This window comes from Rhizobacter fulvus (assembly GCF_964020785.1).
Genome location: NZ_OZ224516.1, coordinates 1,956,253 through 1,974,030, shown reverse-complemented (window position 1 = coordinate 1,974,030; position 17,778 = coordinate 1,956,253). Strand labels below are relative to the sequence as shown.

Genomic DNA, 17,778 nt, shown 5'->3' with positions numbered 1-17,778 from the left:
CGCCGGTTCAACCCGCCAGCACGGTGGCCACCTCGGCCGCCGAGCGCACCCCCAGCTTGGCATAGACGCGGGCGCGGTGGACCTCCACCGTGCGCACCGAGACGTGCAGCTCGTCGGCGATCACCTTGTTGAGCTTGCCGGCGGCGACGCGGTGCATCACCTCGGTCTCGCGCTCGGTCAGGCTCGCCAGCCGGGCACTGCGCTCGGCACTTCGGGCGTCGGTCGCGTGCATCGCGGTGTCGACGGCCAGCGCCTGCTCGATCCGGTCGGCCAGCGCATTGTCGCTGTACGGCTTCTCGAGAAAATCGAACGCACCGTTCTTCAGCGCCTCGACCGCCATCGGGATGTCGCCGTGCCCGCTCAGGAACAGCACCGGGTTGCGCAGTCGCCGTGCGACCAGCTCGTCGAACACGCGCAGGCCCGACATCGGTTCCATCCGCACGTCGAGCACGAATACGCCCGCCAGCGGCCGCGCCGTCGCGTCGACGGCCGCGAGCAATTCCGCACCGCCAGCGAAGCTGCGCACCGCGAGGCCGCGCGAGCCGAGCAGGAAGGCGAGCGCATCGCGCACCGCGGCCTCGTCGTCGACGAGGTAGACCTGGCCGCGCGACACCCCATTCATGCCAGGGTCTCCGCGCCCGGTGCGGACTCGGTCATCGGCAGCTCCACCGGCAGCGTCATCGAGAACCACGCGCCGCCGCCCGGTGCCTCGGTGGCGTCGAGCGCGCCATGGTGCGCCTCGACGATCGAGCGGCAGATCGCCAGGCCCATCCCCATGCCTTCGACCTTCGTCGAGTAGAAGGGTGCGCACAGCGCCTCGATGCGGCGACCCTGCAGGCCGGGGCCGTTGTCGCGCACGTCGATGCGCACGAAGCGGCGATCCGGCGTCTGCAGCGTGCAGGCCTCGATGCGGCGCGGGCGTTCCGGATCGACGGGCCGGGCCGCGAGCGCGTCGACCGCATTGCGCACCAGGTTGATCACGACCTGCTCGATCAGCACCGCATCCGCGATGACCGGTTCGAGCTCCGGCTGCAAGGTCAGCGCGATCTGCACCTGCTGGCGCGCGATCTCGCGCCGCAGCAGGTCGACCCCGCCCTGCACGATGGCGTTCAGCGAGCAGGTCTCGAGCTGCGGCTCGCGCCGCGTCAGGAACTGGCGGATCCGCTGCACGATGCGCCCGGCGTGCGCGGCCTGTTCGCCCAGCCGCTGCAGGGCACGCAACACGGTGGGGTCGACAGGCGCTGCCTCGGGCGCGGCCCGCTGCAGCGAGTTCATCACGCCGGCGTTGTAGCTCGAGATCGCGCTGAGCGGCTGGTTCAGCTCGTGGGCGAGCGTCGAGGCGATCTCGCCGAGCATCGTCAGGCGCGCGTGGTGCGCCATCGTGTCGGTCTGGCGGCGCCCGCGCTCCTCGAGCCGCTTGCGCTCGGTGTTGTCCAGCACCGAACCCATCCAGCCGACGTGTCGGCCGCTGGCGTCGACCAGCGGCGCCTCGAACAGGATGATGTCGATCGGGCGCCCGTCGCGATGCCGCCAGCGTGCTTCGTAGCCGCCGCGCGGCGCGTCGCCCGCCATGTTGCGGCGGTGGCGCTGCATCGACTCGTCGAGCGCGTCGGGCGGCCAGTAGGGCATCGGCGGGCGCAGACCGTTCAGTTCGTCGGCGCCGTAGCCCACCATGTCGGCGAACGCGCGATTGACGTACAGGATGCGGCCGTCGAGGTCGCGGGCGCGCAGCCCGACGGTCAGCGAATCCTCCATGGCGCCGCGCCACGCCGCCTCGGTGCGCCAGGCCGCCTCGGCGCGCGACACGTCGTGCACTTGGCGCCTCAGCAGCGCCGTGATCGCGCCGATCAGCACCAGGAAGCCGGCGACCATCGCCACCGGCAGGCTGCGGTACCACGGCGTGACGCGGTCGCGCGCGATCAGCTCGAGGTAGGCATCGCTGAGCGTCGGCTCCAGGCTGGTGCGGTGGAACTGGCGGTCGCCGGGGTCGCGGTTGTCGGTGGTCGAGGCGATCACGTCGCCGAAGCTGTCGACCAGTCGCACGTCGTACTTGCGGGCGAGCCACCACGGCACGTTCTGGCGCAGCATGTCGGTCGGCGAGTAGCGCGCCACCAGCGCGCCGCCCGAGGCCAGCGGCACGCGCAGGTGCGCGCTCAGGCAGGTCGCGACCAGGCTCGTCGGCAGATCGGGCCGCGGCGCCAGGTCGGGCACGTGCGCGACGATGCGGTTGCCGGCATCCAGCCAGGTCAGCGCGACCCAGAACCGGTGCAGCCCCTGCTGCACCTCGGGCGCGGCCGCGAAGGCGGCGGGCGAGAGCTGCCGCACTTCCATCGTCGCGGCGAACGCGGCCAGCAGCGCGCTCTCGCGCTCGATGCGGGCGCTCACCTGCGCCTGCAGTGACAGGGCGTCCGAGATCAGCTCGGTGCGCTGGCCCTCCAGCTCGGCGCGCTCGTCGGCGCGCAGCCACGCCAGCACCGCGGCGACGAACGCCAGCGAGATCAGCAGCGGCAGCGCCCACAGTCCGCGCCGCAGCGCCGGGCGCGGCGGCAGCGCCAGCAGCGGCCGCGGCGGCGCGGTGACGAGGCGGTGCGAGGACATGCCCGGAAGTCTAGGCCGAGCCCCGCGCGGGGCCGACGCACACGCCGCCGAAATGTGGAACTCCACAATGTCGCGACCCCGGCCCCGGCTCGCAGAATCGCGGCGCAGATTTCATTCCAAGACCGGAGACAAGCTGATGAGCCACCCTTCACGCCGCCTCGTGCTCGGCGCCGCCGCCGCGACCGCCGCCTCCCTCGCGCTGCCTGCCGTCGTGCGCGCGCAGGCGCCGATCGTCATCAAGTTCAGCCACGTCGTCGCGCCCGACACGCCCAAGGGCAACGGGGCGCAGAAGTTCAAGGAGCTCGCCGAGGCGCGCACCGGCGGGAAGGTCAAGGTCGAGGTCTACCCGAACAGTCAGCTCTACAAGGACAAGGAGGAGATGGAGGCGCTGCAGCTCGGCTCGGTGCAGATGCTCGCGCCCTCGCTGGCCAAGTTCGGCCCGCTCGGCGTCAAGGAATTCGAGGTGTTCGACCTGCCCTTCATCTTCAAGGACCAGGCCGCGTTCCGTGCCGTGACCGACGGGCCGGTCGGTGCCGACTTGTTCAGGAAGCTCGAGCCCAAGGGCATCAAGGGCCTAGCCTACTGGGACAACGGCTTCCACATCATGTCGGCCAACAAGCCGCTGCACAAGGTCGCGGACTTCAAGGGCCTGAAGATGCGCATCCAGTCGAGCAAGGTGCTCGACGCCGAGATGCGCGCGCTCGGCGCGATCCCGCAGGTGATGGCGTTCAGCGAGCTGTACCAGGCGCTGCAGTCGGGCGTGGTCGACGGCTGCGAAGGCGTGCCGTCCAACTTCTACACGCAGAAGACCTACGAGGTGCAGAAGCACACGACGATCTCGAACCACGGCCACCTGGCCTATGCGGTGATCGTCAACAAGAAGTTCTGGGACGGCCTGCCCGCCGACATCCGCACCACGCTCGAAGGCGCGCTCAAGGAGGCAACCGCGTTCGCCAACCAGATGGCGACGAAGGAGAACGTCGAGGACCTCGAGAAGATGCGTGCCAGCGGCAAGACCACGATCTACACGCTGACGCCGGAAGAGAGCAACGAGTGGAAGAAAGCGCTGATGCCGGTCCACAAGGAGATGGAAGCGCGCTTGGGCAAGGCGACGATCGACGCCGTCTACGCGGCGTCGGGCTTCGTCGCGCCGAAGTGACCGCACCGTGGTCCTGCGTGCCCTCGATCACCTGGAGGAATGGCTGATCACCTTCCTGATGGGTGCGGCCACCTTCGTGATCTTCCTCGCGGTGCTGCACCGCTTCGCCTCCGGCGTGCCGGTCATCCAGGACTACACCATCCGGATGAACGTCAGCTGGGCGCAGGAACTGTGCATCTACATGTTCGTCTGGATGGCCAAGTTCGGGGCGGCGTACGGCGTGCGGCACGGCACGCACGTCGGCGTCGACGTGCTGGTGCGGGCGCTGCCGAAGAGCAAGGCGCGCTACCTGATCATGTTCGGGCTGCTGGCCGGCGCGCTGTTCACCGGCATCGTCGGCACGCTGGGCGCGCGCTTCGTCTGGGAGAACGGCTTCCACTACGCGTTGCTGCACAACTGGCTGGGCATGGACGTGGGCGATCTGCCCGAGGGGCCGACCTCGCCGGACCTCGAAGTGCCGACCTGGATCCCCTACTCGTGCGTGCCGCTGGGCTCGTACCTGATGTGCTTCCGCTTCCTGCAGGTCGCCTGGGCGTTCTGGAAGACCGGTGACGTGCCGCATGCCGACCACGGCGTCAAGGGCGTCGACGAAGCCGAGCTCGACGTGCTCGTCGCGACCGGCCCCACGTCCGCCGCCGCGCAAGGGAGCGACAAGCGATGAACACGCTCATCATCTTCGTGCTGCTGCTGGCGCTGATGCTGACCGGCATGCCGATCAGCATCTCGCTCGGCCTGACGGTGCTGACCTTCCTCTTCACGCTGACGCAGGTGCCGATCGAATCGGTGGCGCTGAAGCTGTTCACCGGGATCGAGAAGTTCGAGGTCATGGCGATCCCGTTCTTCATCCTCGCCGGCAACTTCCTCACGCATGGCGGGGTCGCCAAGCGGATGATCAACTTCTGCACCTCCATGATCGGCCACTGGTACGGCGGCATGGGGCTGGCGGGCGTGATGGCGTGTGCGCTGTTCGCAGCGATCTCGGGCTCGTCGGTCGCCACCGTCGTCGCGGTCGGCTCGATCATGCTGCCGGCGATGGTCAAGGCCGGCTACCCCAAGCGCTTCGGCGCCGGCGTGATCACGACCTCGGGGGCGCTGGGCATCCTGTTCCCGCCGTCGATCAACCTGGTGATGTACGCGATCGCCACCGCCGGCATGAACGCGACCGGGCCGAACGGCGAGCCGGTCAGCTCGGCCTCGGTCGGCCAGCTGTTCCTCGCCGGCGTGGTGCCGGGGCTGTGCCTGTCCTTCCTGCTCGGCGTCACGACCTGGTGGCGCGCGAAGAAGTTCGACTACCCGCGCATGCCGAAGGCGACCTGGGGCGAGCGCTGGCGCGCCTTCCGCGAGAGCATGTGGGGCCTGCTGCTGATCGTCGTCGTGATCGGCGGCATCTACAGTGGCATGTTCACGCCGACCGAGGCGGCGGCGATGGCGGCGGTCTACGCCTTCTTCATCTCCGTGTTCGTCTACAAGGACCTGAAGCTCAGCGAAGTGCCGAAGTCGCTGCTCGGCGCCGCGGCGATGAGCTCGATGCTGCTCTACATCATCACCAACGCGGTGCTGTTCAGCTTCCTGATGACCAGCGAGCAGATCCCGCAGGCGATGGCGGCCTGGATGACGAGCCAGGGCTTCGGCCTGGTCGTGTTCCTGCTGCTGGTCAACATCATCCTGCTGGCCGCGGGCAACTTCATGGACCCGGCCGCGATCGTGCTGATCATGGCGCCGATCCTGTTCCCGGTGGCCGTCAAGCTGGGCGTCGACCCGGTGCACTTCGGCATCCTGATGGCGGTCAACATGGAGGTCGGGCTGTGCCACCCGCCGGTCGGGCTGAACCTGTACGTGGCCTCGGGCATCACCAAGATGGGCATCACCGAGCTGACGGTCGCGGTCGGGCCGTGGTTGCTGACGATGATTGCGTTCCTGGTGCTGGTGACCTACTGGCCGACGCTGTCTCTGTGGTTGCCGCACCTGATGATGAGGTGAGCGGCGCGGCCGCGGGCGCTACGGCTCCTCGTCGGCGGTGATCGACAGCGCCACCCGCTGGGCGCCGCCGCGCACCGCGCAGGTTGCGTTCAGGCGCAGCGGCCGGCCCACCGGCACGGTGCGCGCCAGGCGCAGGTCAAGCGAATCGGGTCCGTCGGCCGGCGTCGGCGCGCTGCGCTCCCATTCGAGCGCGCCGTCGACCAGCACGCGCAGCGCGTGGCTCGCGCCCGGCCGCCCGGCCGGGTTGGCGGCGATGAGCCGCACATAGATCTCGAAGCGGCGCTCGCGCAGTGCATCGGCCGGAATGTCGAGCTTGACGACGTCGCGGTGGCCGGCGTCGGCCGACCAGTGCTCCGGCCGGCGCTCGGTCGGCGCGCCCGGCGCCGGCGTGGAGGGCGGTCGGGTGCGGCTCAATGCATCTTGTCGCGCGGCGGCTTGCGGAACGACTTCGGGGTGTAGACGTTGCCGTCCCAGTTGCCGCGGTTGCGCGCGCGCTCGATCGCCTCGGCCGCGGCCTCGCGTGCGCGCTGCGCATCGCGCCGGGCCGCGCGCCAGTTCCAGACCCACAGCCCGAAGCGCCGAATCGGCAGCCAGGCCCGGCGCACCGCCATGTCGAAGCGGTAGCGCCGCGGCGCGCTCAGCACCAGGCGCAGCATCAGCACGGCGCAGACGGCCAGGACGATCGCGGCGAGGATTCCTTCGAACATGACGTGGGCGGCGCAACGGTAGGTCAGGCCATTATCGAACGGCGGGCGCGCGACCGTATGTCAAGGTTTTCGCGCTGCGAGGCCATCTTGTACTACGCTCGCCGAAGCTTTGCGTTGCCGGGGAGAAGCGACATGCCGACACCGACCCTCCTTCGCCATGTCATCGCGGCCGCGCTGGCGATGTCCGCCTGCGTCGCCGCGACGGCACAGCCCATCGATGCGGAGACGCTCAAGCGCTACGGTGGCAGCTACGCCGTCGACTGCGGCCGGCCGGGCACGCCGCGGCTGCAAGTGCAGGCCGGTGCGCTCGCCGTCGAACAGGGCAACCAGCGCATGACCGGTCGCAACGCCATGAGCGCATACAGCTATTTCGGCAACAGCCCGCCGCCCAAGGATTTCCAGGTCGCGCTGATCAGCGAGGTCCGCGGTGACCAGCAGCTGATCTTCATGGTCTATTCCGACCGTGCGGGCCCGTACATCCGGATCGAGGCGGATCCCAAGGTCGCCGCCGCACTCGGCCGGGCGCTGACGTCGCCGAAGTACCGGCGTTGCGAAGCCGCGGCCCTGCCGCCCGCCCCCGCGCTGCCCGGACCCGCCGCGGTGCCGTCGCCGCGCGCCGCGCCGGCACCGGGCGCGGTGCCTGCACTCGGCAGCCTCGCCGCCGATCCGGCGTTCAAGCGCGCCTACCTGCGAGCGCTGGGGCCGCGCGCCGGTGAGCGCTGGCTGGCGCGGCTCGAGGGCCCGGCACCGGAGACGCGGGAACTGCGCGTCGGGGGCGTTCCTTACGTCGTCATCGCGATCTGCAAGGCCCACGACTGCTACGACCACAACGCGGTCTTCCTCTATTCCGCGGCACAGCAGCAGGTGATCGGCCTCGTTCAGCAGAAGGGGGCGAAAACGCTGGTCGGGTCGCCTGCCCCGACGCAGGCGGCCCAACTCGAGCGCCTCTGGCAGTCGGAGTGGCGCCAGAAGTGAGGACGGGTCACCGGCCGCGTCGCGCGCGCCACGCGTCGAGGCGGGCCGGGCCGCGCCCCGGGGACAGGTAGGTGGGCCCCACGCTGTCCAGCGACGCCGGCGTGATGCCCAGCGCCGCCAGCCCCGGCAACTGGCCGGTGGCGACGTTCGGCACCTGCATCGACGCGAGGTTGTCGCGCGACATCAGCGGCTCGCCGGGCAGCAGCTCCATCGCCAGGGCCTGCAGCCGGCCCATTGCCGCCGGCAGGCCGATCACCGGGCGCGGATGGCCCGACCAGCGGCCGACCGCCGCGACGAGCTGCTGCAGCGTGTACACCTGCGGCCCTGCGCACTCGTAAGTCGAGCCGATCGTCGCATCGTCGACCAGCGCCCGGGCGATCGCGCCGGCCACGTCACCCACCCACACCGGTTGGAAGCGTGCCTGCGCCCCCGCCAGCGGCATCACCGGGAACACCGATTGCAGCTGCGCGAACAGGTTCAGGAAGCGGTCGTGCGCGCCGAAGATCACGGACGGGCGCAGCACGGTCAGATCGAGTCCGGCGGCGCGCAGCACCGCCTCGCCGGCGGTCTTCGAGCGCAGGTAGCGGCTCGGTGCGTTCGGCCCGACGCCGAGCGCGCTGACATGCACCACGCGCCGAACGCCCGCGGCGGCGCAGGCCCGCACGAGCTTGCGTGGCAGTTCCACATGGGTGCGTTCGAACGCCGCGTCGCTGCCGTGCAGGATCGCGACGAGGTTGACGACCGCGTCGCGGCCGCGCAGCAGCGTGGTCAGCCGCGCCTCGTCGTGCACGTCCGCCGCGCTGAGCCGCACCGTCGGCAGCGATTGCAGGTGCTTGGCGCGCTCCGGGTGCCGGCTCGGCACGAGCAGGTCGGCGGCCGCGCCGCCGGAGCGCTCGACCAGAGCACTGCACAGCTGCCGGCCGACGAAACCGGTGCCGCCGAGCAGAAGGATTCGATCGTTCATCTCACGCCTTCGAAGTACCGCCGGATGATGCCTGCGGAAGCCGGCCCGATGTGCGGGACAATCACCCCTTCACTCACTCGAACTGTCCCATGACCGGAAACGATCAACCGAACCTGCCCCAAGGCTATGTGCAACTCACCGAAGGCCGCATCCGCACCACGGACCTGGTCTTCGGCAAGTCCTCCAACGGCTGGAGCGAACCGCATGCGTTCGTCGTCGGCAGCGCCGTCGGCGCGGACGGCACCCGCGTGGCCCGTCGCGTGCCGGCGGAAAGCAAGACCCGCACGCGCAACTGACGCGGCGGCGGTGCGCGTCGACCAGCGCGCACCCGGAACGCGGGGTTGACCGGGAACCCCGCGTTCGCGACCATCGGTTCACATTTGAACTCGTGGCGCGAACCGATGAACACCCCCATGCCCTCTCGACGCGCGTCGGCCGACGACCAGCGCATCCGCTCGTGGCTCGTGCTGCGCAACGAACTCGCCGAGATGCATGCGCGGCTGGAATATTTGAAGCTGCTGCTGCGCCTGCGCGCGAAGCGCTGAGCAGCCCTACATCACTGCCCCCAGCGCCCACGGCACGAATTCGTTCTGCCCGTAGCCGTGGACCTCGCTCTTGGTCTTTGCGCCGGACGCGGTCCGCAGCATCAGCTGAAAGATGCGTTCGCCCATCTCGTCGATGCTGGCGCTGCCGTCGATGACCTCGCCGCAGTTGATGTCGATGTCGTCTTCCTGCTTGATCCACAGCGCGGTGTTGGTGCTGAGCTTGAGCGACGGTGACGGCGCGCAGCCGTAGGCGGAGCCGCGGCCGGTGGTGAAGCAGATCAGGTTCGCGCCGCCGGCGACCTGGCCGGTCGCGCTCACCGGGTCGTAGCCCGGCGTGTCCATGAAGACCAGGCCCTTGGTTGTGACCGGCTGCGCGTACTCGAACACGTCGGTCAGGTTGGTGGTGCCGCTCTTCGCGATCGCGCCGAGGCTCTTCTCGAGGATGGTCGTGAGGCCGCCGGCCTTGTTGCCGGCCGAGGGGTTGTTGTCCATCTCCTGGTCGTTGCGCGCGGTGTACTGCTCCCACCACTTGATGCGCGCGATCAGCTTGTCGGCGATGGCCGGGGTGACCGCGCGGCGCGTCAGCAGGTGCTCGCCGCCGTAGATCTCGGGCGTCTCCGACAGGATGGCCGTGCCGCCGTGACGCACCAGCCGGTCCACCGCGGCGCCGAGCGCCGGGTTCGCGCTGATGCCCGAGTAGCCGTCGCTGCCGCCGCACTGCAGCCCGACCGTGATGTGCGCGGCGCTGACCGGCTCGCGCTGCACGCGGTTGGCCTCCTCGAGCAGCCACTGCACCAGCTCGACCCCGTGCGCAACGGTCTTCGCGGTGCCGCCGGTCTCCTGGATGTTGAAGGTGTGGAACTGGGTGCCGGTCGACAGGCTCTCCTGCTCCATCAGCCCCGAGATCTGGTTGGTCTCGCAGCCCAGGCCGACGACCAGGATCGCGGCGAAGTTCGCATGCTTCGCGTAGCCGCCGAGCGTGCGCCGCAGGATCTGCAGCGGCTCGCCGGCGCTGTCGGTCGCGCAGCCGGCGCCATGGGTCAGCGCGATCACGCCGTCCACGTTCGGGTACCTGGCGAGCGCCTCGGGGTGGATGTCGCGCCGGAAGTGGTCGGCGATCGCACGCGCAACGGTGGCCGAGCAGTTCACCGAGGTCAGCACGCCGATGTAGTTGCGCGTCGCGATGCGGCCGTCGGCGCGCCGGATGCCCATGAAGGTGGCCGGTGTATCGACATACGCGGTCGAATGCGTGCCGGTGCTGGCCGCGTAGTCGCGCGCGAAGCTGCTGAACTCCAGGTTGTGCGTGTGCACGTGCTGGCCGGCGGCGATCGCCTGCTTGGCCGTGCCGATGATCTGGTTGTAGCGCCGCACCGGCGCGCCGGCCGCAATCGCGCGCACCGCGATCTTGTGGCCCGGCGGCACCAGGCCGATCACGGTGACGCCCTCGCTCGCCAGCACCGTGCCGCCGACGAGCTGCTGCCGTGCGATCACGACGTCGTCGGCCGGGTGGATGCGGATGATCGAGGGGTCGCTCATGGCCGGTCCTAGTTGTCGATCAGCGCCGGGTCCCAGGCGTGGACGGACTGGTCCTGCTGGCCCAGGCCCTCGATGCCGAGCTTCATCGTGTCGCCGGCCTTCAGGTACCACGGGCTGGGCTTCTGGCCCATGCCGACGCCGGGCGGCGTGCCGGTGCTGATCAGGTCGCCGGGCATCAGCGTCATGAAGCGGCTGATGTAGCTCACGAGGTGAGCCACGCCGAACACCATCGTCTTCGTGCTGCCGTTCTGCACCTTCTTGCCGTTCACTTCGAGCCACATCGACAGCGCCTGTGGGTCCGGCACCTCGTCGGCCGTGACCATCCACGGGCCGACCGGGCCGAAGGTGTCGCAGCCCTTGCCCTTGTCCCAGGTGCCGCCGCGCTCGATCTGGTACTCGCGCTCGGAGATGTCGTTGACGACGCAATAGCCGGCCACGTACTTCAGCGCGTCGGCCTCGCTGACGTAGCGCGCCTTGGTGCCGATGACGACGCCGAGCTCCACTTCCCAGTCGGTCTTGACCGAGCCCTGCGGGATCACGACCGGGTCGTTCGGCCCCATCAGCGCGCTGATCTGCTTGGTGAACAGCACCGGCTCGGCCGGCACCGGCAGGTTCGATTCGGCAGCGTGGTCGGCGTAGTTCAGGCCGACGCAGATGAACTTCTGCATGCCCGACCACGGCACCGCGATGCGGCCCGGGTTGCTCACCTCGGGCAGCGACGCGAGGTTGAGCTCGCGCAGGCGCTGCAGGCCGTGCGGCGTCAGCGTGTGGGCGGTGATGTCCACGAGTTCGCTGGACAGGTCGCGCACCACGCCCTGGGCGTCGACCGCCGCGGGCTTCTCTGCGCCCTTGGCGCCGTATCGCATCAGTTTCATTTTCGCTTCCTTGTGAGTGATCAGTTGGACCAGCCGCCGTCGATGATCTGCGCCGTGCCGGTGGTGAAGCCGGATTCGTCCGACGCGAGATACACCGCCAGCGCGGCGATCTCCGCGGTCGTGCCCACGCGCCCCATCGGCTGGCGCGCCACGAACCAGGCCTCGGCCTGTTCGAGCGTCTGGTTGGTCGATTTTGCGAGTGCGGCCATCCGCTCGCGCAGCGACGGCGATTCGACCGTGCCCGGGCAGATCGCGTTGCAGCGCACGCCGCGGGTGATGAAGTCGGCTGCGATCGACTTCGTCATGCCGATGACGGCCGCCTTGGTCGCGCCATAGACGAAACGGTTCGGCGCGCCCTTGATGCTGCCGGCGACCGACGCCACGTTGATGATCGAGCCGTTGCCTTTGCCCGTGGCGGCGGATTCGAGCATCGCCGGCAGGAACGCGCGGGTCATGCGGTACATCGCCCGCACGTTCAGGTCGAACGAGAACTCGAAGGCCTTCTCGTCGCAGTCGAGGATCGTGCCGGCATGCACGTAGCCGGCACCGTTGAACAGGATCTGCACCGCGCCGGCGGCCTGCGCCGCGGCGGTCACCGCGTTGGCGTCGGTCACGTCGAGCAGGCGGGTCTGGCAGCCGGTCGCCTTCGCGAGGTCGGCGAGCAGCGCCTCGTTGATGTCGGTGGCGATCACGCGCGCACCTTCGCGCGCGAAGGCCTCGGCAGTGGCGCGGCCGATGCCCTGGCCGGCGGCGGTCACGAAGGCGGTCTTGCCCTGAAGTCGTTGGGTCATGTCTGCAAGCTTTCGGGTTGATTCATCGGGAAAGGATCAGGCCGCCCTGCGCACCGGCCGGCGGCGCAGCGCGGGCGGCTTGAGGCGCGCGCGGGCGTCGACCGGCTTGGCGCTGGCGATGCTGGCGGTGTAGCGGTCGTGCGAGTTCTGCAAGTGCGTGGCCATCGCACTGCGCGCGGCCTCGGGCGAGCGGCTGGCGATCGCGTCGATCACCGCGAGGTGCTCGTCGATCGCGGCGCGCCAGCTGCGCTCGGTCTCGAAGTGGCTGATCAGCTGCTCGGCCAGCGGGTTGTGGCGCTCGTCGTGCAGCTCGCCGACGATGCGCACCAGCACCGAGTTCTCGGACGCCTCGGCAATGCGGGCGTGGAACAGCCGGTCGCCCTGCCAGGCGAGCAGGCCGCTGTCCAGCTCCTGCTGCATCAGGGCGACGGCGTTGCGCAGCCCGGCGATCTGCGCCTTCTTCATGTGCTGCGCGGCGTGCGCGGCCAGGCCGCTCTCGATGACCTGGCGGGCGCGGATGGTCTCGAGCGGTCCCTCCGCGCCGACGTGGTGGGTGCGCGGCGCGTCGTCCGGCGGCAGCACGTAGATGCCCGAGCCCATCCGCACCTCGACCAGCCCCTCGACCTCCAGCGCGATCAGCGCCTCGCGCACCGAGGGGCGCGACACTCCGAGCTGCAGCGCCAGGTCGCGCTCGGGCGGCAGCCGCGAGCCGACCGCGTATTCGCCGCGCTCGAGCAGGCCGCGCAGCTGGTCGGCGATCTGGCGGTAGAGGCGGCGGGGTTCGATGGTCTGGATCGGCATGACGGCGACAGTGGAGGGCGGGCCCGCGGTCAAGTGGCCTGACCAATTTCGGTAAAGAATAGTGGATGCTGCCGGATCGGGTCAACATCGGGTTTCCCCGGCCCTGTACCTGCGGTCCCCGGGGGCCGAACAACGCTGCCGGCGCGCCAGCTCGCAGCCATCAGAATTCCACGCATGGAACAACCCGAGCCGCCACCGCATTCTTCCCCCTTGTCGAGCGGCGCCCCGCGCGCGCCCGTCACGCGCCGCAGCCGCTGGCTCGGCAGCCTCGTCGCGCTGCTCGCGCTCGGTGCGATCGGGTGGTGGGCGTGGCACCTGACGCACCCCGCGACGACCGCTGGCGCGTCAGGCGCGTCGGCCCCCGGCGGCGCTCCCGGCGCACGGGGCCCGGGAGGCGGCCGCGGCGGTCCCCCGAGCACGGTCGGCGTCGCGGTCGCGAAGCGCGCCGACATTCCCGTGATCATCGAGGCGCTGGGCACGGTGCTGCCGGTCGCCAGCGTCACGGTCCAGCCGCAGGTCTCCGGCGTGTTGACCCAGGTCCTGTTCAAGGAAGGTCAGATGGTGCGCAAGGGCGAGCTGCTCGCGACGATCGCGCCGGAGCCGTTCGAGATGGCGCTGCAACAGGCCACCGGCGCGCGCCTGCGCGACGAGGCGCAGCTGCAGGCCGCGCAGGTCACGCTGCAGCGCTACCAGACGCTGCTCGCGCAGGACTCGATCGCGCGCCAGGACGTCGACACCCAGGCCGCGCTGGTCAAGCAGCTGCAGGGCACCGTGACGATCGACCGGGCCAACGAGGGCACCGCCCGGCTCAACCTCGGCTACACCCGCATCGTCGCGCCGATCTCGGGCCGCGTCGGCCTGCGACCGGTCGATGCCGGCAACTCCATCAGCACCAATACCACCGGCGGCGTCGCGCTGATCACGCAGGTCGCGCCGATCGATGTCGAGTTCGCGATCCCGCAGGACCGCGTGCCCGAGATCCAGGCGCGCAGCGGCGGCGGCGCGACGCTCGCGGTCGCCGCGTGGGACCGCTCGCGCACCCGCCAGCTCGACACCGGCACGTTCTCGACGCTGGACAACCAGATCGACACGACCACCGGCACCGTGAAGGCCAAGGCGCGCTTCGCCAACGCGCAAGGCACGCTGTTCCCGAACCAGTTCGTCAATGCGCGGCTGCTGCTGCGCACGATCGAAGGTGCGATCGTCGTGCCGGTGACGGCGCTGCGCCACGGCCCGAGCGGCGACTTCGTCTACGTGATCAACGAGGACCGCACGGTCACGCTGCGCAACGTGACCCGCGGCGAGGCCGGCGTCGACAACGTCGCGATCACCGCCGGGCTCGCGCTCGGCGAGCAGGTCGTGACCGAAGGGGGCGACCGGCTGAAGGATGGTGCGCGCGTGCAGACGGCGGTCGACCGGCCGGCCGGCGCGGCATCGGGCGCAGCGTCCGGCGCGCGCGGGCGCCGCGGCGGCGCGGCCAGCGGTGCGTCGGGCGCGTTCGGCGACGGCGCGTCGCCGTCGGCCTCGGGCGCCCGCTGGCGCGACCGCGCGGCGAGCGCCACGCAATGACGGGCGCCGGCGCGGTGGGGGCGCGCGCATGAGCCCGTCCCGCCCGTTCATCGAGCGGCCGGTCGCGACCTCGCTGCTGATGCTGGCGATCGTGCTGGCCGGGCTGGTGGGCTTCCGCTTCCTGCCGCTGTCGGCGTTGCCGCAGGTCGACTACCCGACCATCCAGGTGCAGACGATCTACCCCGGCGCCAGCCCGGAGGTGATGAGCAACACCGTCACCGCGCCGCTCGAGCGCCAATTCGGCCAGATGTCGGGGCTGGACCGCATGGCCTCCACGAGCGCGGCCGGCGTCTCGATCGTCACGCTGCAATTCACGCTCGGCATGACGCTGGACGTGGCCGAGCAGGAGGTGCAGGCCGCGATCAACGCCGGCGGCTCGCTGCTGCCGGCCGACCTGCCGGCGCCGCCGGTCTATGCCAAGGTCAACCCGGCCGATGCGCCGGTGCTGACGCTCGCGATCACCTCCGACACGCTGCCGCTCACCGAGGTGCAGAACCTCGTCAACACGCGGCTGGCGCAGAAGGTCAGCCAGGTCAGCGGCGTGGGCCTGGTGTCGCTCAGCGGCGGGCAGCGGCCGGCGGTGCGCATCCAGGCGGACACGCAATCGCTGTCGTCCTACGGCATCGGCCTGGACACGCTGCGCACCGCCATCAGCGCCGCGAACTCCAACGCCGCGAAGGGCAGCTTCGACGGGCCGAAGCGCGCCTACACGATCAACGCGAACGACCAGCTGCTGACGGTCGACGACTACAAGAACCTGATCGTCAGCTACAAGAACGGCGCGCCGATCCGCATGATCGACGTGGCGCGGGTCGTCGAGAGCGCCGAGAACAACCAGCTCGGCGCCTGGGCCGGGACGGCGACTCCCGACGGCCGGACGCTGACCCCCGCGATCATCATGAACGTGCAGCGCCAGCCCGGCGCGAACGTGATCGCCACCGTCGACGCGATCAAGAAGCAGCTGCCCGTGCTGCAGGCCGGGCTGCCGGCGGCGCTGAAGATCGAGGTGCTGTCGGACCGCACGACCGGCATCCGCGCGTCGGTCGAGCACGTGCAGATGGAGCTGATCCTCGCGGTGGTGCTGGTCGTGCTGGTGATCTTCGCGTTCCTCGGCAGCCTGCGCGCGACGGTGATCGCCAGCATCGCGGTGCCGATCTCGCTGGTCGGCAGCTTCGGCGTGATGTACCTGCTCGGCTACAGCCTGAACAACCTGAGCCTGATGTCGCTGACGATCGCGACCGGCTTCGTCGTCGACGACGCGATCGTGATGATCGAGAACATCGCCCGCTACATCGAGGAGGGCGAGCACCCGATGGCCGCGGCGTTGAAGGGCGCGACGCAGATCGGCTTCACGATCATCTCGCTGACGGTCTCGCTGATCGCGGTGCTGATCCCGCTGCTGTTCATGGGCGACGTGGTGGGCCGCCTGTTCCGCGAGTTCGCGGTGACCCTGGCGATCACGATCCTGATCTCGGCCGTGGTGTCGCTCACGCTGGTGCCGATGATGTCGGCGCGTTGGTTGAAGCCGAAGGCCGAGCGGGACAGCCCCAAACCGCCGTCGCGCACGCAGCGCTTCTTCGGCGACGTGATGCACCGCTACGACCGATCGCTGGTGTGGGTGATCGACCACCAGGCGCTCACGCTGCTGGTGGCGCTCGCGACCCTCGCGCTGACCGTGCTGCTGTACCTGTGGATCCCGAAGGGCCTGTTCCCGACCCAGGACACCGGCCAGTTGCAGGGCCGCATCCAGGCCGCGCAGGACGTGTCGTACGCGCGCATGGCGCAGCTGCAGCAGCAGGCGGCCCGCGCGATCCTCGAGGACCCGGACGTCGAGAACCTGAGCTCGTTCGTCGGCGTCGACGCCGCCAACAACACGATGCTGCACGCCGGCAGCCTGCTGATCAACCTGAAGCCCGGCCACGGCGACCAGCAGGCCACGATGGACCGGCTGCGCGAGCGTGTCGCCAAGGTCGCGGGCGTGACGCTGGCGCTGCAGCCGACACAGGACCTCACGATCGACGCCGAGACCGGCCCGACCCAGTACCGCGTGTCGCTGGAAGGCGTGGACAGCGCGACGATCACGCTGTGGATGAACAAGCTGGTCGACCGGCTGCACGACGTGCCGCAGGTGCGCAACGTCAGCAGCGACGCCGGCGCGCAAGGCCTGGCCGCGTACATCGAGGTGAACCGCGACACCGCCTCGCGCCTGGGCGTGACGGCGAGCGCGGTCGACGATGCGCTCTACAGCGCGTTCGGCCAGCGCATCGTCTCGACGATCTTCACCGAGACCAACCAGTACCGCGTGATCCTCGAGGCGCGCCCCGGGCTGGTGGAGAACGCGCCCGACCTGGGCAAGCTGAACCTGATCACCGGCGGCGGCACCGCCACGCCGCTGTCGGCGTTCGCGACCATCACCGAGCGCCAGGCGCCGCTGCAGATCACGCACGTGGCGCAGTACCCGGCCAGCACGCTCAACTTCGACACCGCGGACGGCGTGGCGCTCGGCGCCGCGGTCGACTCGATCCGCCAGGCCGCCAAGGACATCGGCCTGCCGCCGAACGTGACGCTGACCTTCCTCGGTGCCTCCGGCGCATACGAGAAGTCGCTGTCGAACCAGCTGTGGCTGATCCTGGCGGCGGTGATCTGCGTCTACATCGTGCTCGGCGTGCTGTACGAGAGCTACGTGCACCCGCTGACGATCCTGTCGACGCTGCCATCGGCGGGCGTCGGCGCGCTTCTCGCGCTGATGCTGACCGGCAACGACCTCGGCGTGATCGGCATCATCGGCATCATCCTGCTGATCGGCATCGTCAAGAAGAACGCGATCATGATGATCGACTTCGCGATCGACGCCGAGCGTACGGAAGGCAAGAGCGCGCGCGAGGCGATCCACCAGGCGGCGCTGTTGCGGCTGCGGCCGATCCTGATGACGACGCTGGCGGCGCTGTTCGCGGCGGTGCCGCTGATGCTGAGCTGGGGGGACGGGGCGGAGCTGCGTCGTCCCTTGGGGTTGGCGATCTTCGGCGGGTTGATCGTCAGTCAGTTGCTGACCTTGTTCACTACGCCTGTGATCTATCTTGGGTTCGATCGGTTGGGTCGGCGGTTTCGCGGTTCGCGTCCGGGTGGCGATCCGGTGGCGGAGACTGCGCAGTGAGTCGCGCGTCGCGGCAGGCGGCACCCGGCAGGCGCTCATTCGGTGGCGGTCGTCGCTGCGCGCCGACTCCGCTCCGGTGCTCGCTCCGGGGCCGTCCTCGCCAACTCACTGCGCTCACTTCGTT

At 70.1% G+C, this 17,778-nt stretch carries 17 protein-coding genes; 8 read left to right on the top strand and 9 right to left on the bottom strand.

Going from position 1 to position 17,778, the window contains the following annotated elements; genetic code table 11:
- Positions 1–7: 7 nt before the first annotated feature.
- Complete coding sequence (locus ACWH49_RS09410) at positions 8–622, bottom strand: response regulator transcription factor (protein ID WP_448171225.1); 615 nt, start codon at positions 620–622, stop codon at positions 8–10.
- Entirely contained in the window at positions 619–2,598 is a 1,980-nt protein-coding gene (locus ACWH49_RS09405) for a sensor histidine kinase (RefSeq protein ID WP_448171224.1), read from the bottom strand. Before ACWH49_RS09405 ends, ACWH49_RS09410 begins: the two co-directional genes overlap by 4 nt.
- 136 nt (positions 2,599–2,734) lie before the next feature.
- On the opposite strand from ACWH49_RS09405, the gene ACWH49_RS09400 reads away from it, so the two are divergent.
- The 3 genes from ACWH49_RS09400 to ACWH49_RS09390 are packed head-to-tail and all read left to right on the top strand — an operon-like array spanning position 2,735 to position 5,737.
- On the top strand, positions 2,735–3,757 hold the full coding sequence (locus ACWH49_RS09400; protein ID WP_448171223.1) for a TRAP transporter substrate-binding protein: 1,023 nt from the start codon (positions 2,735–2,737) through the stop codon (positions 3,755–3,757).
- Positions 3,758–3,770: 13 nt separating this feature from the next.
- The gene (locus tag ACWH49_RS09395) at positions 3,771–4,418 is read left to right on the top strand and encodes a TRAP transporter small permease (RefSeq protein WP_448174333.1); all 648 of its coding nucleotides are present in this window, start codon (positions 3,771–3,773) and stop codon (positions 4,416–4,418) included.
- Positions 4,415–5,737 carry a TRAP transporter large permease gene (locus ACWH49_RS09390; RefSeq protein WP_448171222.1) on the top strand — a complete coding sequence of 441 codons (1,323 nt, stop codon included), beginning with the start codon at positions 4,415–4,417 and terminating at the stop codon, positions 5,735–5,737. Before ACWH49_RS09395 ends, ACWH49_RS09390 begins: the two co-directional genes overlap by 4 nt.
- Positions 5,738–5,755: 18 nt before the next feature.
- Here the strand turns inward: ACWH49_RS09390 and ACWH49_RS09385 are convergent, their stop codons facing one another.
- Positions 5,756–6,151, bottom strand: coding sequence for a hypothetical protein (locus ACWH49_RS09385; protein ID WP_448171221.1), 396 nt, complete (start codon positions 6,149–6,151; stop codon positions 5,756–5,758).
- Positions 6,148–6,444 carry a hypothetical protein gene (locus tag ACWH49_RS09380; protein WP_448171220.1) on the bottom strand — a complete coding sequence of 99 codons (297 nt, stop codon included), beginning with the start codon at positions 6,442–6,444 and terminating at the stop codon, positions 6,148–6,150. The genes ACWH49_RS09385 and ACWH49_RS09380 overlap by 4 nt, the downstream gene beginning before the upstream one ends.
- Before the next feature lie 132 nt (positions 6,445–6,576).
- Here ACWH49_RS09380 and ACWH49_RS09375 point away from each other — a divergent pair, with 132 nt between their 5' ends.
- Complete coding sequence (locus ACWH49_RS09375) at positions 6,577–7,419, top strand: Ivy family c-type lysozyme inhibitor (RefSeq protein WP_448171219.1); 843 nt, start codon at positions 6,577–6,579, stop codon at positions 7,417–7,419.
- Between the two features lie 7 nt (positions 7,420–7,426).
- Here the strand turns inward: ACWH49_RS09375 and ACWH49_RS09370 are convergent, their stop codons facing one another.
- Positions 7,427–8,383 (bottom strand): complex I NDUFA9 subunit family protein, encoded by a 957-nt coding sequence (locus tag ACWH49_RS09370; protein WP_448171218.1) that lies wholly within the window; start codon positions 8,381–8,383, stop codon positions 7,427–7,429.
- An 89-nt stretch (positions 8,384–8,472) separates the two neighbouring features.
- Here ACWH49_RS09370 and ACWH49_RS09365 point away from each other — a divergent pair, with 89 nt between their 5' ends.
- Positions 8,473–8,679 (top strand): hypothetical protein, encoded by a 207-nt coding sequence (locus ACWH49_RS09365; RefSeq protein WP_448171217.1) that lies wholly within the window; start codon positions 8,473–8,475, stop codon positions 8,677–8,679.
- 117 nt (positions 8,680–8,796) lie between these two features.
- The gene (locus tag ACWH49_RS09360) at positions 8,797–8,928 is read left to right on the top strand and encodes a hypothetical protein (protein WP_448171216.1); all 132 of its coding nucleotides are present in this window, start codon (positions 8,797–8,799) and stop codon (positions 8,926–8,928) included.
- Positions 8,929–8,934: 6 nt separating this feature from the next.
- Here the strand turns inward: ACWH49_RS09360 and ACWH49_RS09355 are convergent, their stop codons facing one another.
- Genes ACWH49_RS09355 through ACWH49_RS09340 form a run of 4 tightly spaced genes read right to left on the bottom strand, consistent with a single transcriptional unit; the run spans position 8,935 to position 12,931 of the window.
- Positions 8,935–10,464, bottom strand: a complete 1,530-nt coding sequence (locus ACWH49_RS09355; protein WP_448171215.1) for a UxaA family hydrolase — start codon at positions 10,462–10,464, stop codon at positions 8,935–8,937.
- Between the two features lie 8 nt (positions 10,465–10,472).
- Positions 10,473–11,339, bottom strand: a complete 867-nt coding sequence (locus ACWH49_RS09350) for a fumarylacetoacetate hydrolase family protein (RefSeq protein WP_448171214.1) — start codon at positions 11,337–11,339, stop codon at positions 10,473–10,475.
- 20 nt (positions 11,340–11,359) lie between these two features.
- Positions 11,360–12,130 (bottom strand): SDR family oxidoreductase, encoded by a 771-nt coding sequence (locus ACWH49_RS09345; protein ID WP_448171213.1) that lies wholly within the window; start codon positions 12,128–12,130, stop codon positions 11,360–11,362.
- A gap of 36 nt (positions 12,131–12,166) precedes the next feature.
- Positions 12,167–12,931, bottom strand: a complete 765-nt coding sequence (locus ACWH49_RS09340) for a FadR/GntR family transcriptional regulator (RefSeq protein ID WP_448171212.1) — start codon at positions 12,929–12,931, stop codon at positions 12,167–12,169.
- A gap of 174 nt (positions 12,932–13,105) precedes the next feature.
- Between ACWH49_RS09340 and ACWH49_RS09335 the strand changes: the two genes are divergently transcribed.
- Both ACWH49_RS09335 and ACWH49_RS09330 read left to right on the top strand, forming a co-directional pair.
- Positions 13,106–14,500: an efflux RND transporter periplasmic adaptor subunit gene (locus ACWH49_RS09335; protein WP_448171211.1), complete on the top strand. Its 1,395-nt coding sequence runs from the start codon at positions 13,106–13,108 to the stop codon at positions 14,498–14,500.
- Positions 14,501–14,528: 28 nt separating this feature from the next.
- Positions 14,529–17,654, top strand: coding sequence for an efflux RND transporter permease subunit (locus ACWH49_RS09330; RefSeq protein WP_448171210.1), 3,126 nt, complete (start codon positions 14,529–14,531; stop codon positions 17,652–17,654).
- The last annotated feature ends 124 nt before the right edge of the window (positions 17,655–17,778 follow it).

Bases quoted from the DNA above. Each gene is read 5' to 3' on its own strand.
- ACWH49_RS09400 (WP_448171223.1), top strand. From the start codon at position 2,735: ATGAGCCACCCTTCACGCCGCCTCGTGCTCGGCGCCGCCGCCGCGACC.
- ACWH49_RS09360 (WP_448171216.1), top strand. From the start codon at position 8,797: ATGCCCTCTCGACGCGCGTCGGCCGACGACCAGCGCATCCGCTCGTGG.
- ACWH49_RS09370 (WP_448171218.1), bottom strand. From the start codon at position 8,383: ATGAACGATCGAATCCTTCTGCTCGGCGGCACCGGTTTCGTCGGCCGG.
- ACWH49_RS09365 (WP_448171217.1), top strand. From the start codon at position 8,473: ATGACCGGAAACGATCAACCGAACCTGCCCCAAGGCTATGTGCAACTC.
- ACWH49_RS09380 (WP_448171220.1), bottom strand. From the start codon at position 6,444: ATGTTCGAAGGAATCCTCGCCGCGATCGTCCTGGCCGTCTGCGCCGTG.
- ACWH49_RS09335 (WP_448171211.1), top strand. From the start codon at position 13,106: ATGGAACAACCCGAGCCGCCACCGCATTCTTCCCCCTTGTCGAGCGGC.
- ACWH49_RS09350 (WP_448171214.1), bottom strand. From the start codon at position 11,339: ATGAAACTGATGCGATACGGCGCCAAGGGCGCAGAGAAGCCCGCGGCG.
- ACWH49_RS09375 (WP_448171219.1), top strand. From the start codon at position 6,577: ATGCCGACACCGACCCTCCTTCGCCATGTCATCGCGGCCGCGCTGGCG.
- ACWH49_RS09410 (WP_448171225.1), bottom strand. From the start codon at position 622: ATGAATGGGGTGTCGCGCGGCCAGGTCTACCTCGTCGACGACGAGGCC.
- ACWH49_RS09340 (WP_448171212.1), bottom strand. From the start codon at position 12,931: ATGCCGATCCAGACCATCGAACCCCGCCGCCTCTACCGCCAGATCGCC.
- ACWH49_RS09390 (WP_448171222.1), top strand. From the start codon at position 4,415: ATGAACACGCTCATCATCTTCGTGCTGCTGCTGGCGCTGATGCTGACC.
- ACWH49_RS09355 (WP_448171215.1), bottom strand. From the start codon at position 10,464: ATGAGCGACCCCTCGATCATCCGCATCCACCCGGCCGACGACGTCGTG.
- ACWH49_RS09345 (WP_448171213.1), bottom strand. From the start codon at position 12,130: ATGACCCAACGACTTCAGGGCAAGACCGCCTTCGTGACCGCCGCCGGC.
- ACWH49_RS09405 (WP_448171224.1), bottom strand. From the start codon at position 2,598: ATGTCCTCGCACCGCCTCGTCACCGCGCCGCCGCGGCCGCTGCTGGCG.
- ACWH49_RS09330 (WP_448171210.1), top strand. From the start codon at position 14,529: ATGAGCCCGTCCCGCCCGTTCATCGAGCGGCCGGTCGCGACCTCGCTG.